Annotated in this window: 13 protein-coding genes; 6 read left to right on the forward strand and 7 right to left on the reverse strand. The window is 73.6% G+C overall.

From position 1 onward, the window contains the following. The first annotated feature begins 153 nt into the window (after positions 1-153). Both C1701_RS23745 and C1701_RS27830 read left to right on the forward strand, forming a co-directional pair. A complete protein-coding gene (locus C1701_RS23745; protein WP_026418173.1) occupies positions 154-591 on the forward strand; it encodes a nitroreductase family deazaflavin-dependent oxidoreductase in 438 nt (145 codons plus the stop codon). A gap of 260 nt (positions 592-851) precedes the next feature. Next, positions 852-1,058, forward strand: a complete 207-nt coding sequence (locus tag C1701_RS27830; RefSeq protein WP_026418172.1) for a hypothetical protein — start codon at positions 852-854, stop codon at positions 1,056-1,058. Positions 1,059-1,562: 504 nt separating this feature from the next. On the opposite strand, the gene C1701_RS23755 is transcribed toward C1701_RS27830, so the two are convergent. Genes C1701_RS23755 through C1701_RS23765 form a run of 3 tightly spaced genes read right to left on the reverse strand, consistent with a single transcriptional unit; the run spans position 1,563 to position 4,187 of the window. Beyond that, positions 1,563-2,513, reverse strand: coding sequence for a hypothetical protein (locus C1701_RS23755; RefSeq protein ID WP_337661913.1), 951 nt, complete (start codon positions 2,511-2,513; stop codon positions 1,563-1,565). Continuing rightward, a complete protein-coding gene (locus C1701_RS23760) occupies positions 2,510-3,889 on the reverse strand; it encodes a hypothetical protein (protein ID WP_337661914.1) in 1,380 nt (459 codons plus the stop codon). Before C1701_RS23760 ends, C1701_RS23755 begins: the two co-directional genes overlap by 4 nt. Next, a complete protein-coding gene (locus C1701_RS23765; protein WP_026418169.1) occupies positions 3,882-4,187 on the reverse strand; it encodes a DUF6403 family protein in 306 nt (101 codons plus the stop codon). Before C1701_RS23765 ends, C1701_RS23760 begins: the two co-directional genes overlap by 8 nt. A gap of 377 nt (positions 4,188-4,564) precedes the next feature. On the opposite strand from C1701_RS23765, the gene C1701_RS23770 reads away from it, so the two are divergent. Next, complete coding sequence (locus C1701_RS23770; protein WP_035291667.1) at positions 4,565-4,891, forward strand: ArsR/SmtB family transcription factor; 327 nt, start codon at positions 4,565-4,567, stop codon at positions 4,889-4,891. 232 nt (positions 4,892-5,123) lie between these two features. On the opposite strand, the gene C1701_RS23775 is transcribed toward C1701_RS23770, so the two are convergent. Continuing rightward, positions 5,124-5,504, reverse strand: coding sequence for a GatB/YqeY domain-containing protein (locus tag C1701_RS23775; protein ID WP_103056648.1), 381 nt, complete (start codon positions 5,502-5,504; stop codon positions 5,124-5,126). A 101-nt stretch (positions 5,505-5,605) separates the two neighbouring features. Between C1701_RS23775 and C1701_RS23780 the strand changes: the two genes are divergently transcribed. From C1701_RS23780 to C1701_RS23790, 3 genes are all read left to right on the forward strand, one after another. Next, complete coding sequence (locus C1701_RS23780) at positions 5,606-6,259, forward strand: TetR/AcrR family transcriptional regulator (protein ID WP_051313745.1); 654 nt, start codon at positions 5,606-5,608, stop codon at positions 6,257-6,259. A 151-nt stretch (positions 6,260-6,410) separates the two neighbouring features. Beyond that, positions 6,411-7,916, forward strand: a complete 1,506-nt coding sequence (locus C1701_RS23785; RefSeq protein WP_103056649.1) for a carboxylesterase/lipase family protein — start codon at positions 6,411-6,413, stop codon at positions 7,914-7,916. Between the two features lie 379 nt (positions 7,917-8,295). After that, positions 8,296-10,218, forward strand: coding sequence for a S9 family peptidase (locus tag C1701_RS23790; protein WP_103057165.1), 1,923 nt, complete (start codon positions 8,296-8,298; stop codon positions 10,216-10,218). Positions 10,219-10,636: 418 nt separating this feature from the next. Here C1701_RS23790 and C1701_RS23795 read toward each other — a convergent pair whose 3' ends face one another. From C1701_RS23795 to kdgD, 3 genes are all read right to left on the reverse strand, one after another. Then, entirely contained in the window at positions 10,637-11,590 is a 954-nt protein-coding gene (locus C1701_RS23795; protein ID WP_030228106.1) for a 2-hydroxyacid dehydrogenase, read from the reverse strand. 62 nt (positions 11,591-11,652) lie between these two features. Continuing rightward, a complete protein-coding gene (locus tag C1701_RS23800) occupies positions 11,653-12,978 on the reverse strand; it encodes an enolase C-terminal domain-like protein (protein WP_245588735.1) in 1,326 nt (441 codons plus the stop codon). A gap of 70 nt (positions 12,979-13,048) precedes the next feature. Then, positions 13,049-13,969, reverse strand: a complete 921-nt coding sequence (gene kdgD / locus C1701_RS23805) for a 5-dehydro-4-deoxyglucarate dehydratase (RefSeq protein WP_026418163.1) — start codon at positions 13,967-13,969, stop codon at positions 13,049-13,051. Positions 13,970-13,976 lie beyond the last annotated feature (7 nt).

Here is a 13,976-nt window from a genome sequence, read left to right on the forward strand (position 1 = left end):
GCGTCCCGACGTGGGGTACACGGCCCGCTCGGCCGGTCACGCGGTCGACGGCGGACTCGGGGAACAGGACGGGTGCTCGCGGTTGTTGTCACCGGTGTGACGACGGTGCTCGGGCCGAAGTGCCCGCACCACTCCCGTGGAGAGGACGACGCGATGCCCCTGAGTGGAGTGTACGAGCCCAGCCCCGAGAAGTGGGTCCGCGACCAGGTCGAGCTGTACGAGGGCTCCGGGGGCACCGAGGGGACCACGCTCCGGGGGATGCCGGTGGTCGTGCTGACGACGAAGGGCAGGCGCTCCGGCCGGCTGCGCAAGTCGCCGCTGATGCGAGTGGAACACGAGGGCGCCTACGCCGCCGTCGCCTCGCTCGGCGGCGCGCCGAAGCACCCGGTGTGGTACCACAACGTGCTCGCCCACCCCACGGTGGAACTCCAGGACGGGCCGGTCCGCCGCGAGTACAAGGCGCGCGAGGTGACCGGCGAGGAGAAGGCGACCTGGTGGGAGCGGGCCGTGGCCGCCTACCCGGACTACACGGACTACCAGGAGCGCACTGATCGGGAGATCCCGGTCTTCGTCCTCGAACCCGTCGACTGACACGGTCGACCCGGTCCGGTCCCGGACGGCGCGGGCACCGGGAACGGACCGGCGGCCGTCCGGGGCCGCCGAGGTGGGGGTGCCCTCCCTGGTTGAGGACACATCGGAATCCGGGGTGCCCGCACGCGCAACCTCCGCGCATCGTCCCCGCGGATTCCCCGAGGCGTCCTCGTGGCTCGCACGGGGCTGAGCGGCGGTGGGAGGGCCTCCCTCGTGATCGACAGGCCGCACGCCGAGGTCCAGCCGCGGTACCTGGAGGGGTGCCGCCCTTCGTCCGCCAGTACATCACCGGGCGGGACCGGCCCCAGGTGGACCGCATCACGGGTTTCGGCCCGGCGCTCGCCGTCGACCAGCGCCGGCCCAACCGCGACACCCGGTTCACCGTCGCGACCCTGACCGGAGTGGACGGCTACCTCGGCCTGCTCCACTCGCGGCTGCCCGCGCTCGCCGGCCCGACGACGGGGTGACCTCACCACCGCGCATGTCGACCGCCGCTCCCCGGAGGGGCGCCGTTCGGAGTGCCACGGCATGGGCGGCCTCGCGAGGGCACGCCCGGCGGGCGCGTGGCGCTTCGCGGGTCGAACCCGTCCCCGGGGGCCGGCGCGGACCACCGGTCATCCGGCCGAGACCCCACCCGGCGGAGCGGGGCTGGCGGCGGTGCCGGAGACCGTGCCGGCCCGGGCACCGGTACCGGCCACCCCACCTGGACGACCGGCGGGGACCGGGTCCGAGCACCAGGACCACACCCGCCATCCCCCGAGGTGCGCGGCCTTCACGCGTGCCGGGTGATTCCTCGGGGGCTCGCACCCCGTCGAGCGCCCCCAGCACGGGGCGACGCACCCAGCCCCCGGGTGTCGACGTGTCCGCCGACGCCACCTGCCACGGGTCTGCCTCGTCGCGCCGGGTGGTGGCGGGCCCCCGCCGACGCCCGTCAGGGGCCACAGTCGGCGGGCCGGCGGGTTCGGCGAGTGTCAACGACCTCGGGCGATCTCACGTTCCAGGTGGCCGCACCGGCGGCTGAGCTCGTCCACCCGGGAGGCGAGGTCCCGGCTTGTGTTCTCGCCGCGCGCGTCCGCCTCCGCGATCCGGCGGAGCAGCACCGCGTAGTCCGAGGCGATGGCGCGGTACCGGTTGGCGATCCTCCCGCGCCGGCTGCGTTCCGGTGCCAGGTCGGACCTGCGGGGAGCGGGAATGCGGCCGTCGAGGTCGATGATCCGCTGGGCGAGCACGGCCGCGTTCGCGCTCAGCGCACTGCGCTTGTCCCGCGCCGCGTCCCGACGTCGCTGACGTCTGGCCGCGAGCCGGCCAGCGCGCAGGGACATCAGGTACACGCCGGTCGACCCGACGACCACCGCGCTCAGTGCTGCCGCCGCGACCAGGTAGCGGGGCAACGACGGGCTGATCGCCCGCGCGCCGTCCGGCACCGTACCCGACTTCACGAGCTGGTCGTAGTTGACCGCCACCACCTTGAGCGCTTCCAGGGGCTGGTCCACGAACTGCCCCACCCCCGTGGCGATTCGCATCTCCGCGACGAAATTCTTGCCGAACCCCTCGCCGTCCCCGTCGGGCAGCAGGGCGCACCCGTAGTGGTCGAACTTCTCCCCGTCCGCGTCCGGGCTGAGGAACAGCACGACGTTGCCGTTGGCGGCGCCCCTGACGCTCCCGCAGGCGGCGCGCATGTCCGCCTCCGGTTCGAGGAGGGCCACCACCACGCGTCGGTTGCCGAGGATGCGTTCGGCCCGCTCCTGGTCGAGGTCGTAGCCGGGCGCCGCGTACACCGACGAGGTGCGCACCTGCCTCGCCACGGGGCTCGCGATGTCCCCGGCGCCGGCGGACCACAGGGCCCACCCGGCCAGGCCGAGGCATGCGAGCAGCGCGAGGCCGAAGGGGGTGCCGAGGAAGGTGCCGAGCCGCTTCATCATGCGAGCCTGCCCTGGAGGTAGACGTTCGGGCGGTAGTCCGTGCGGCCCACCGCGCGGGCCGTGTCGTCGAGTTCGGCCTCCGCCTGGGTGAGCAGCGTCTGCACGTGCTGGTCCGGCAGCTTGTCGTCCAGGGCCTTCCTCGCCCCTTCCAGGGCGGTCAGGCCCCGCGTCAGCGATGCGTTCCCGTCACGACCGGTCAGCGCCGACACCTCGATGGCCAGCGCGGTCAGGCCGGCGAGCCGGGCCGCCGAGTGCCCCCGCTGGTACTTCCTCGGGCGGGTCACCGGTCGCAGCACGGACCGCACCGACAGCCCGAGGAACACCAGGACGCAGGCGGCGAAGATCCACGGCAGCGCTGGCAGCGTCACCCGGAGCGGATCGAAGGGCTGGTAGGGGAGTGGGCGGTCGAACAGGCCCGCGTAGCGGACGTCGGTCACCCGGTTCAGGTAGGCGTGCAGCACGTTGTGCTGCGGGTAGTCGTACCTGCTCAGCCGTTCCGTGAGCTGCCCGTAGAGGCCGGCCGCGACGACCTGGGCGAACTCCTCCTGATCGGGACCGTGGTACTCGACCCACGCCCCGTACATGACGACGATCGGGCGGCCCGGGAACTCCGCCGCCAGCGCCGGGCCGTACTCCGGCACCGGCTGGCCCCACTCCTGCTGGGGGAAGACCGCGTAGAGGGCGTCCCCGTCGGGGAACGCCGTGGCGGTCGCCTCGGGGAGGGAGTCCATCGTGCTGCCCTCGGCGGTGTGCAGCCCGGTCTCCCGCAGGTCCGCCGTGACCGGGCCGAGCTCCTCCGCCGTCGGTTCGCGCCAGGCGATGCCGTCGCCGTCCTCGCCGTCCTCGCCGTCCTCGTTCTCCTCGTCCCGCAGCTCTCGGAGGAGGCGGGTGACCAGGCTGGTGACGTCCCCGGTGCCGAACACCTCCCGCCAGCCGTCGAAGTCGTTGGGAACGACCTGGAAGAAGCCGCCGGTGACCTCGGTGCCGATGACCCTGACCGTGGCGTTCTCGACGTCCCGGACCCGTCCTCGCTCGTCCTCGTCGAGGCCGGGTGGGGCGATGAGGACCCGGGAGTCGGTGCCGCCGATCTCCGCCCGAACCCGGTCCTCGTCGATGTGGGCGACCGAGCCGGGAAGGCGGACGATGTGGTCGTCCGCCACCATCCGCGTCATCTCCTCCACGGAGGGGACCGTCGCGTCGCTCAGCTCCCCGGCGTCTCCCTCGGGGACGGGGTCTGAGGAGGAGGGGGACTGCCCGTAACTGACGTCGATGGTGCGGCCCTGGACCACGAGGAAGATCGTGAGGACCACCACGGCGACACCGAGCGCGCCCCAACGCAACCATTCGGACCACGCACGCGCTGGGCGATCAGTCACCGGACGCCTCCCGCCACAGCCGGTCCGCGCGCCGCGCGTACTCGGCCGTCGTCGCCGCGGCATCCGGGCCGCCCCGGTCGGCCGCGATGAGCTCCGCCCTGGCCAGCAGTCGCTCGGCCTCCTCGACGCGAACGGGGGTGGCGTCCCGGCTGACCGTGGCGCGGGCGATCTCCGTCCGCGCGGTCGACCACGCGGTTCGGCGGCGGAGGGCGCGGGCCCTCCGCTGGGGTAAGAGCGTCGCGCCGACGCCCGCCGCCACGAGCACGATGGTGCCCGCGATCCAGATGAGCCAGTGCATGCGGGCCACTCCCGGTAGTGAGGAAGACGGACGAGGCGCGTGTCGCGTATCCGGATTCTGCCCGATGACCTCGGCGTTTCGGGCGGGATCGTGCGCTGTCACCGTTGGTGACCGGGGAGTCGGGGAACAGTGATCGTCCGAGGTGGACGCGGAGCCTCCCGTGCGTCGAGGGGCGACCTGGTTCGTGGCGTGGCGCGGATCGGTTCGTGCTCGGCCGAGGTGCTGGACCTCCTCGTCACCGGCCCAGGGGAACCGTCGGCGCGAGGTCCGAGCCGGGACCGGTCGCCCGTCCCTCCGGCGGAGCGGCGGTGTCGTCCGGGTGGCCCGGATGCCCATCGCCGTTGATTGATGTCGGGCGGGCGGCGGATACTGGCCGCGTGCACGCCTTCGACGTCCTTGGTGATCCGGTCCGGCGCCGGATCCTCGAGCTGCTCGCCGACGGGGAACTCCCCGCCGGCGCCGTCGGGGCGGTCGTGCAGCGCGAGTTCGGCATCTCCCAGCCCGGCGTGTCCCAGCACCTGCGGGTGCTGCGGGAGAACGGATTCGCCACCGTCCGGGCGGAGGGGGTCCGACGGCTGTACTCGGTCGACCCCGAGCCCCTGCGCCAGATCGACGACTGGCTCGACCGGTACCGCCACTTCTGGCACCAGCGCCTGGACGCGCTGGGCACCGAGCTGGCCCGGGGACGCCGCGAGCGCGACTAGGGCAGCGGTTCCGTGGACCCCCGACCGCGAGCGTCCGCCGCGGCGAGCGGCCTGGCGGTCACCGGCCCGCCGAGTGGTGGCGCTACCCACGGGGGTGAGGGGCCCGGCGTTCTCGGCCCTGCCGGCCGGGTGCTGGCCACGGGAGTGGGCGGGCCGGGGGCCAACCGATCCGCCGCCCCTCCTGACGAGCGCCGCGTCGTGCGGAACGGGAGTTCGCGGTGCGCCCTCCTCCTCAGCTGGTCGCCGACAGGTGGTGCTGGATCACCTCGGCCTCCGCGTGGAGGCGGTCGGCGTGCTCGTGCCGCCCCCCGCGCTGGTACTCCGCGGCCGCCTCCCGCCGTTCCCGTACCTCGTTCTCCACGATCGTCCGCTCCTCGGCGGCGGTGAGCTGACGGCGGTCCACCTCCGTCGAGCCCGCACCCGCGGTCGTTCCGGCGACGTGTTCACTCGTGACCGAGTCGGGTGCGACGCCAGGCCCGCTCGGCGCCGAGGGTGGGAGAGGGGCGGCCCCGGCGTTGTCGATGGCTGCCAGCGCGGAGCGGAGCGCGGCGATCGCGACCCGGTCGCGGGCCTTGAGGGCGGTGCTGAGGGCGTCGCGCAGCGTCGAGCGCACGGGTGGCTCCCTTCCGGGGACGTGGGCTCGGCCTCCGTATCGGCACCTGACCGGCACCGGCCCCAACGAGCCCTGTTTCGATACGAGCATATGATAAACACGTGCCACGCATCGTCGATCATGACCAGCGCCGCGCCCAGATCGCCCTGGCGTTCCAGCGCCTGCTCGCCGCCGAGGGGATCGCGGGGGTGTCCTTCTCCAGGGTCGCGGCCGAAGCCGGTGTCTCCGTCGGGTTGATCCAGCACTACTTCAGCGGGAAGGAGGCCCTGCTGCGCTACGCCTACGACGACGCGACGAGCCGACTCGGGCAACGCGTGCGACAACGGGTGCGCTCCCTGGAGGCCGCCGGGAGACCCGTTCGGGAGGTGCTGGTCGACAGCCTCGTCGAGCTGTTGCCGCTCGACGAGGAACGTCAGGTCGAGTACCGCGTCCGGAGTGCGCTGTGGTTCCAGGCCACGCACCACCCCGGCCTCGCCGAGGTGGCCAGGAGGTCGGGTGGTGACCTCCTCCGCCATGTCACGGACGTCGTCGTCGACGGGGTGCGCCGGGGCGAGGTGGGCACCACGCTGGACCCCGAGCTCGCCGCCCGCGCGGTACTGGCGACCGTGCGGGGGCTGGCGGACCAGGTCGCGTTCTCGGGTGCCGACGCCTTCCCGGCGCGGGACGTGCTGCGCTCGGTCGTCGTCCGGGTGATCGCCGGTCCGGAGGGTGACCCTCGCGGGACGGCGGGAGGTGGATCGGGGGTCCCGGGATGACGGCCACCGGCGGCATGTGCTTGCATGACAATATGTTCGTATTGTTCAGGCTTGGTTCGGTGGAGGGTGCTCCGCGTGGTGGAACACCCCGGGCCGGCCATCCCCTCCCGGTCGGCGGGGCCCGTCCCGCCGTGACGAAGGAGCACCGGAGATGACCGAGCACGTCCTGGTCCACCTGAGCACGGGCCCCGTGCGCGGCCGCCGGCTCGACGGGCACTCCTCGTTCCACGCCCTTCCCTACGCCGCGCCGCCGCTCGCGGAGCTGCGGTGGCGTGCCCCCCGCCCGATAACCCCCTGGACCGAGGTCCGCGACGCCACGCGGCCGGCGTCGCCGGCCCCGCAGGTGGCGCGGTCCTTCGCCGAGGCCCCCTCCCTCGACGAGGACTGCCTGACGCTGGACGTCACCGCACCCGACGGGGCGGACGGGCGCCCGGTGATCGTCTGGCTGCACGGGGGCGGGGGCACCAACGGAGGCGTGGCCGGCCGTGACGCCCACCGACTGGCCGTCACCGGGGACGTCGTGGTCGTCACGCCGCAGTACCGGCTCGGGGTGTTCGGGTGCTTCGGCCATCCGGGACTCCGGGACGGTGGGACCTTCGGTCTGCTCGACCAGCAGGCCGCGCTGCGCTGGGTGCGGGACGAGATCGGCCGGTTCGGCGGCGACCCGGGCAACGTGACGCTGGCGGGCGAGTCCTACGGGGCCCTGATGATCGCCGCGCACCTCGTGTCACCCGCGTCCGAGGGGCTGTTCCACCGCGCGGTCCTCCAGAGCCCGTTCGCCGTGCTGGGCACCACCACCCCGGCCAACGTCCTGATCCCCGGGGTCCCGGCCCTCCCGTCGCGCTGGACCGGGGCCGAGGACCTCGACCAGCTGGGAGCGGCAGTCGCCCTCGACCGGGGCTGGGTCGAGCCGGGCAGCTCGCCGGACTCCGCGCTCGACCAGCTGCGGCGCGTTCCGGTCGCCGAGCTGCTCACCGTCTCGGACGCCTTCATCCGACCGGCGTTCGGCAGCGCCACCCTCCCGGAGTCACCGGCGACCGCCCTGCCCGCCGGGCGCTTCCACCGGGTGCCGCTGCTGGTGGGGGCCGCCCGTGACGAGGCCCGTTTCTTCGTCGGCGTGTTCGCCGACCTCGTCGGCAGCCCGGTCACCGCCGACCGTTTCCCGGCCCTGCTGGCCGAGGCGTTCGGGGACGCGGCGGCGGAGGTCGCGCGACGGTACCCGCCGGAGCGCTACCCGACACCGGGCCTGGCCTGGGCGCGGATCAGCACCGACCGCGCCTGGGCGTGGCCGACCTGGGAACTGGGCCGTGCCGTCGCGGCCCACGCCCCGACGTGGTTCTACGAGTTCGCCGACCAGGACGCGCCCCCGCTGGTGCCGGTCCCGGACTTCCCGCTCGGCGCCTACCACGCGGCGGAGCTGGCCTACCAGTTCGACATCGCCGGTGCTCCCGCGCTGACCGGGGAGCAGCGGGCCTTCGCCGAACGGATGAACCGGTACTGGGCCACCTTCGCCACCCGGGGCGACCCGACCCACCCGGACCTGCCGCCGTGGCCCGACCACTCCGCCGGGCACGTCCAGTCCCTCGCGCCCGACCGGATCGGCGGCGTCGACTACGCCGCCGACCACCAGCTCGACTTCTGGGCGCGCATGCCCTGAGTCGTTCGCGGCCGACCCTCGGTTCCTGGGCGCCCGTCGTCGCCCGCGCCGGGCGGTCGGCCACCCCTGGGGCCTGGCGTCGGGGGAACGGTCGGCGGTCGTGCCACCGGACCGCCCACCAGGACACGCGGTCGCCGGACTCCGACCGGCGGGCGGGGGCGGCTGGCGTCGCCGGGTGCGTCGCTCGGCCGGGTCCCGGGTGGGGAGGTGCTGGGGTCGATCAGGGAGGAGCCCCCGTCGGGGTGCGGCGTTCGAGCCGGGCGCACCCGTCCACATCGGCACGAGGTGTGATGCGGAGCACCCGGCATGGGCTTGAGCCGGACGCGGCGGCACGGTTGTGGATGGAGGTACCAGCACCGCGATCTTCGGAGGTGGAATCGTGACACCCGGGCCCGACCTGATCACCGTCGAGGAGTTCTTCGCCCCACCCGCCCGCATCGATGCCCGGATCTCCCCGGACGGTAGGACGGTCGCCTACCGCGCACCGTGGCGGGACCGGCTCAACGTGTTCGCCCGTGACCTCGACGGCGACTGGCCCGACACCGACGACCCGGACGACCCGACGGTCCGGCGCCTCACCTCCGACGACCACCGCAGCATCGACACCTTCTTCTGGAGCGCCGACTCCCGCTACCTGCTCTACCTCCAGGACTCCGACGGCGACGAGAACCACCACCTGCACCGCGTGGACCCGGCCCACCCGGAGGAACCCGCGGTCGACCTCACCCCGTTCCCCGGTGCGCGCGTGCTCAACACGCAGTGCTGTGACGATCGGCCCGCGTCGGTCTTCGTCCAGATCAACGCTCGCCGCCCCGACCTGGTCGACCTGCACGAGCTCGACCTGGACACCGGCCGGCTGACCCCGCTCGCCGAGAACCCCGGTGACGTCCTCGGCTGGCTGCGCACGTCGACGGGACGAATCCTGGCCTTCGGCATGGCCGAGGACGGAACACACCTGCTCTGGGAGCGCGATGGTGGGGAGTTCCGCCTGATCAGCCGGTTCTCCGGTCTCGACCACCTCTTCGGGCCCTTCCCCCAGGTCCCCACCCCGGACGGGGCGGGGTTGTGGATCGGTTCCGCCCGTGGCTCGGACCGCACCCGGCTGGTCCGGCTGGACCTGGACACCGGTGAGGAGACGGGGGTGGACAGCCACCCGCTGTTCGACCTGGACACCCCCCGCCCCGAGGCCGATCCCCGTTTCCCGTCCTCGCTGATCGTTCACCCGGCCACCGGGGAGTTGCTCGGCGTCCGCTACCTGGGCGAGCGGCAGGAGATCCACGCCCTCGCCCCGCACTTCGCCGAGGTCCTGCCCCGGCTGGCGGAGCTGTCCGATGGCGACCTCGCCCACGTGTCGTGCGACGACGCGGGGCAGCGGTGGGTCGTGGACTTCACCCATGACCGCGAGCACCGGGCCACCTGGTCCTACGACCACGCCACCGGCACCGCCCGGCGCCTGTTCCGCCCCTACCCGCACCTCGACCCCACCCGGTTGGCGCCGATGGCGCCTGTCTCCGTGCGTTCCCGCGACGGTGTGGACCTGCCCTGCCACCTGACGCTGCCGGTGGGGGTGGAGCGCAGCGACCTGCCGACCGTGGTGCTGCTGCACGGTGGGCCCTGGTACCGCGACTGCTGGGGCTACGACCCCGAGGTCCAGTTCCTGGCCAACCGGGGTTACGCGGTGCTGCAGGTCAACTTCCGGGGCTCGACCGGATATGGCAAGGCGTTCACGCGGGCCGCGATCGGGGAGTTCGCCGGTCGCATGCACGATGACGTTCTCGACGCCGTGGACTGGGCGATCGCGCGGGGGTACACCGATCGCGACCGGGTCGCGATCTACGGCTGCTCCTACGGGGGGTACGCGGCACTGGTGGGAGCGGCGTTCACCCCGGACCGCTTCGCCGCCGCGATCAGCTACACCGGGATGTCCGACCTGGTCGAGCTCGTCAGGGGGGTCGTGCCCTTCGCCCGGCGGAGCGTGCGGAACTCGTTCATCCGGTACATCGGCGACCCGGACGATCCGGAGCAGGTCGCCGACATGACCGCCCGCTCGCCCATCGACCGGGTCGACGACATCACCGCACCGGTGCTGCTCATCCACGGAGCGAACGACGTCAGGGTCGACCGTGGTCACGCCGACCGGGTCGCCGAGGCGTTGCGTGCCAGAGGGGCTGAGGTGGAGTACCTGCTCAACGAACGCGAGGGGCACTGGTTCGTCAACCCGGACAGCAACATCGAGCTCTACCGCACCCTGGAGCGGTTCCTGGCCCGTCACCTCGGGGGGCGTGCCGCGAGAGGGGGCTGACCCGTGCCCTACTGGTTCTCGACGGGGGCGGCGGTCCACGACCGCGCGGGCCACGATCACCCGGCACCCGTCCGAGGAGCGCACCCGGCTGTTTCCGCCCGTCCTGGTGCGCGCCGGCCGTCCCGGTGTGCTCGGCTGTCCGGGCAGGGGTGCCGCTGGGTGTGGCCTACGGGATCTGGGTAGCCGCTGGCGCCGCCTTGGTCGCGTGACGGGGGTGGTCGGCCTCGTCCACCACACCCCGACGACACCGGCGTCGGAACGGGCCGTGGACAAGCGGCGGTCCGCCCGCCCGGGACCGTGGCCCCCGGTGTCGCGGCGGGACGTGGGGCCTTCGGGGTGACGTGGGTTATCCCGGGCAGGTCACACCCTCCCCAGGGCGCCCTCCCGCCTCGACACCGCCCAGCTGGGCCGGGAACGCCTAGGGCACGGGCGTGACCAGCGAGCCGGTCGTCATGAACGACCGCAGGTTCCGGAAGGCGAGGTCGCCCATGGCCTCCCTGGTCTCCCGGGTCGCGCTGGCGATGTGGGGCAGCAGCACCACCGAGTCCAGGTCGAGCAGGGGAGCGGGCACGTGCGGCTCGTCGGCGAACACGTCCAGCGCGGCGCCGCCCAACCGCCCCGAGACCAGCGCCTCCACCAGGGCCGGCTCGTCCACCACCGAACCCCGGGAGACGTTCACCAGGAACCCGCGCGGCCCCAGGGCGTCCAGGACCTCGGCCGAGACCAGCCCGCTGCTCCCGGAGCCCCCCGAGGTGGTCACCACCAGGGCGTCCACTCCCGCCGCCAGGTCGGTGGCCGAGCCGGCGTAGCGGTAGGAGCACCCGGCCACCCGGCGCCGCGAGTGGTAGGCGAGTTCCACGCCGAACCCCTCGAGCCGGGTCGCCACCGCCCGCCCGATGCGGCCCAGGCCCAGGATCCCCACCCGGGTACCGCTGACCCTGGTCGTCAGGGGGAAACACCCGGGCGTCCACTCACCCCGGCGCACGTAGCGGTCGGCGGCGGACAGCCGGCGCATCACGTCGATCAACGCGCCGACGGCGAGGTCCGCCACGCAGTCGGTGAGCACGTCCGGCGTGTTGCTGACGTCCACTCCCCGGGAGCGGGCGTGGGCGACGTCGGTCGTCTCGTAGCCGACTCCGAAGTGCACGATCGCGCCGAGCCGGGGCAGCGCGTCCACCAGGTCACGGGAGGCACCGACCCGGGCACTGGTCACCACGGCCGCGACCTCGTCGCCGTGGTCGGCGAGCCAGGCCCGGGCGTCAGGCCGTTCGTGCAGCCGGACCGTGCGGTGGTGGGACTCCAACGCCGCCTCGAGGGTGGGCAGCAGCGGGCAGACCTGGAGGACGACGCGGCCCTCCGGTGGTGAGGTCATCGCAACTCCTGGTCGCAGGGGGGCGGCGCTCCGGTTCGCCGTGGTGCCGGCGTCGGACCGTTCTACCCGGCGGCGGGCCGCCGGTCGAGCGCGGGCCGCCCCGGGTCGAAGCACCAGCCCGGGACGAGGTACCGCATCGGTGTGACGTCGTCCCGGGCGCCGAGGCCTTCCGCGCGGTACAGCTCGTGCGCCGCCTCCACCTCGTCGAGGTCCAGCTGGACCCCGAGCCCGGGGCGGTCCGGCACCACGAGGTGCCCGTCGACCAGCGGGACCGGATCGGTCGTCAGCCGCTGACCGTCCTGCCAGATCCAGTGCGTGTCGATGGCGGTGATCTCGCCGGGCGCGGCGGCCGCGACGTGGGTGAACATCGCCAGGGAGACGTCGAAGTGGTTGTTGGAGTGCGACCCCCACGTCAGACCCCATTCCTGGCAGAGCTGGGCCACCCGCACCGATCCGCGCATCGTCCAGAAGTGCGGGTCGGCCAGCGGGATGTCCACGGAGTCCGACCGCACGGCGTGGCCCAGTTCCCGCCAGTCCGTGGCGACCATGTTGGTCGCGGTGCGCAGGCCGGTCGCCCGCCGGAACTCGGCGAGCACCTCCCGACCCGAGTACCCGCGCTCCGCGCCGCAGGGATCCTCCGCGTAGGCCAGGACGTCCCGCAGGCGGCGGCCCCTGCTGACCGCGTCCGCGAGGGACCACCCGCCGTTGGGGTCCAACGTCAGGCGGGCGTCCGGGAACCGCTCGGCCAACGCCAGCAGGACGTCAACCTCCTCGTCCCCCGGCAGGACGCCGCCCTTGAGCTTGAAGTGGGTCATCCCGTACCGGGCGGACACCGCCTCCGCCTGCGCGACGATGCCGGCCGCGTCGAGGGCGGGCCGGTCACGAACCTCGAACCACGGGTCACCGGTGGGGTCGCCGTGCCGGTAGGGCAGGTCGGTGCGGGTGCGGTCACCGACGAAGAAGAGGTACCCGAGCGTCTCGACCCGGTCCCGCTGCCGACCGTCGCCGAGGAGCGCCGCCACCGGCAGGTCGAGGTACTGGCCGAGGAGGTCCAGCAACGCGGCCTCGATCGCGGTGCGCACGTGCACCGCGACCCGCAGGTCGAAGGTCTGACCGCCGCGTCCCGGCCCGTCGAGCCCGCCGAAGCGGTCGCCGACCGCCCGGGTCGTGGCCAGGTGGTCCGCGACCCGGCTGCCCACGACCAGGTCACGGGCCTCCTCCAGCGTCGTGGTGATCGCGGGACCACCCGGCACCTCGCCCACCCCGGTGCGACCGTCACCATCGGTCAGCACCACCAGGTTCCGGGTGAAGTAGGGCCCGTGGGCGCCACTCAGGTTCAGCAGCATGCTGTCCCGACCGGCCACGGGCACCACGCGGTAGCCGGTCACCACCGGCACCGACCCGACCGGCGTCACCGGACGCCGCCCGGGGCGCCGGCGACGGCGGCCCCCTGGGTGATCACCGAACGACCACCCGGTCCACGAGCCGGGCGAGCTCGTCCCGCTCGGCGTCGGTGAGGTCGGTCAGCGGCGGTCGGACCGGACCGGCCGGGTGCCCGACGACCGAGAGCCCCGCCTTGACGATCGACACCGCGTACCCGGCCCGCCGGTTCCGGATGTCGAGGTAGGGCAGGACGAACTCGGCGAGCCGGCGGTACACCTCCTCGGCTCGCCGCGCCCGCACGGCATGGTAGAAGTCCAGCGCGAACTCGGGCAGGAAGTTGAAGATCGCCGAGGAGTAGGTGGTGACCCCCATCTCCAGGTAGGGCAGCGCGTAGGTCTCGGCGGTCGGCAGGCCGCCGACCGACAACAGGCGGTCGCCCAGCCTCGCGTGGATGCGGGTCATCAGGTCGATGTCGCCGACGCCGTCCTTGAACCCCACGAAGTTCGGGCAGTCCGCCGCCAGTTGCTGGACCGCGTCGAAACCGAAGGCCGCGTTGGCCCGGTGGTAGACCACCACCCCCAGGTCGGTCGCCGCGCACACGGCCCTGACGTGCGCGACGAGTCCCTCCTGGGAGACCTCCGTCAGGTAGGGCGGCAGCAGGAACACGCCGTGCGCGCCGGCGGCCTCGGCGTCCCTGGCCATCGCCACCGCCTGCGCGGTGCCGTAACCAGCCGGTGCGACCACGGGTTTGCCGTCCGGCGCCGAGGCGACGGCCGCCCGGACGACACGACCCACCTCCTCGGGGGTGAGCGCGAAGAACTCTCCGGTGCCACCGGCCGCGAACACCCCGGAGGTCTCGTACTCGCCCTGCCGGGACACGTGGTCCCGGTAGGCGTCCTCGTCGAAGGAGAGATCCGGCCGCGCGTGCGTGACGGGGAAGGAGAGCAGTCCCGAGCCGAGGGTCGACCTCAGCTCCTCGGGGGCGAACAGGGTCATCGTCGAC

The sequence above is a fragment of the Actinoalloteichus sp. AHMU CJ021 genome (assembly GCF_002895405.1).
Classification (GTDB): Bacteria; Actinomycetota; Actinomycetes; order Mycobacteriales; family Pseudonocardiaceae; genus Actinoalloteichus_B; species Actinoalloteichus_B caeruleus.

Excerpts from the sequence above, each read along its gene's own strand:
- C1701_RS23795 (WP_030228106.1), bottom strand. The coding sequence starts at position 11,590 with ATGACCTCACCACCGGAGGGCCGCGTCGTCCTCCAGGTCTGCCCGCTG.
- C1701_RS23745 (WP_026418173.1), top strand. The coding sequence starts at position 154 with ATGCCCCTGAGTGGAGTGTACGAGCCCAGCCCCGAGAAGTGGGTCCGC.
- C1701_RS23785 (WP_103056649.1), top strand. The coding sequence starts at position 6,411 with ATGACCGAGCACGTCCTGGTCCACCTGAGCACGGGCCCCGTGCGCGGC.
- C1701_RS23765 (WP_026418169.1), bottom strand. The coding sequence starts at position 4,187 with ATGCACTGGCTCATCTGGATCGCGGGCACCATCGTGCTCGTGGCGGCG.
- kdgD (WP_026418163.1), bottom strand. The coding sequence starts at position 13,969 with ATGACCCTGTTCGCCCCCGAGGAGCTGAGGTCGACCCTCGGCTCGGGA.
- C1701_RS23755 (WP_337661913.1), bottom strand. The coding sequence starts at position 2,513 with ATGATGAAGCGGCTCGGCACCTTCCTCGGCACCCCCTTCGGCCTCGCG.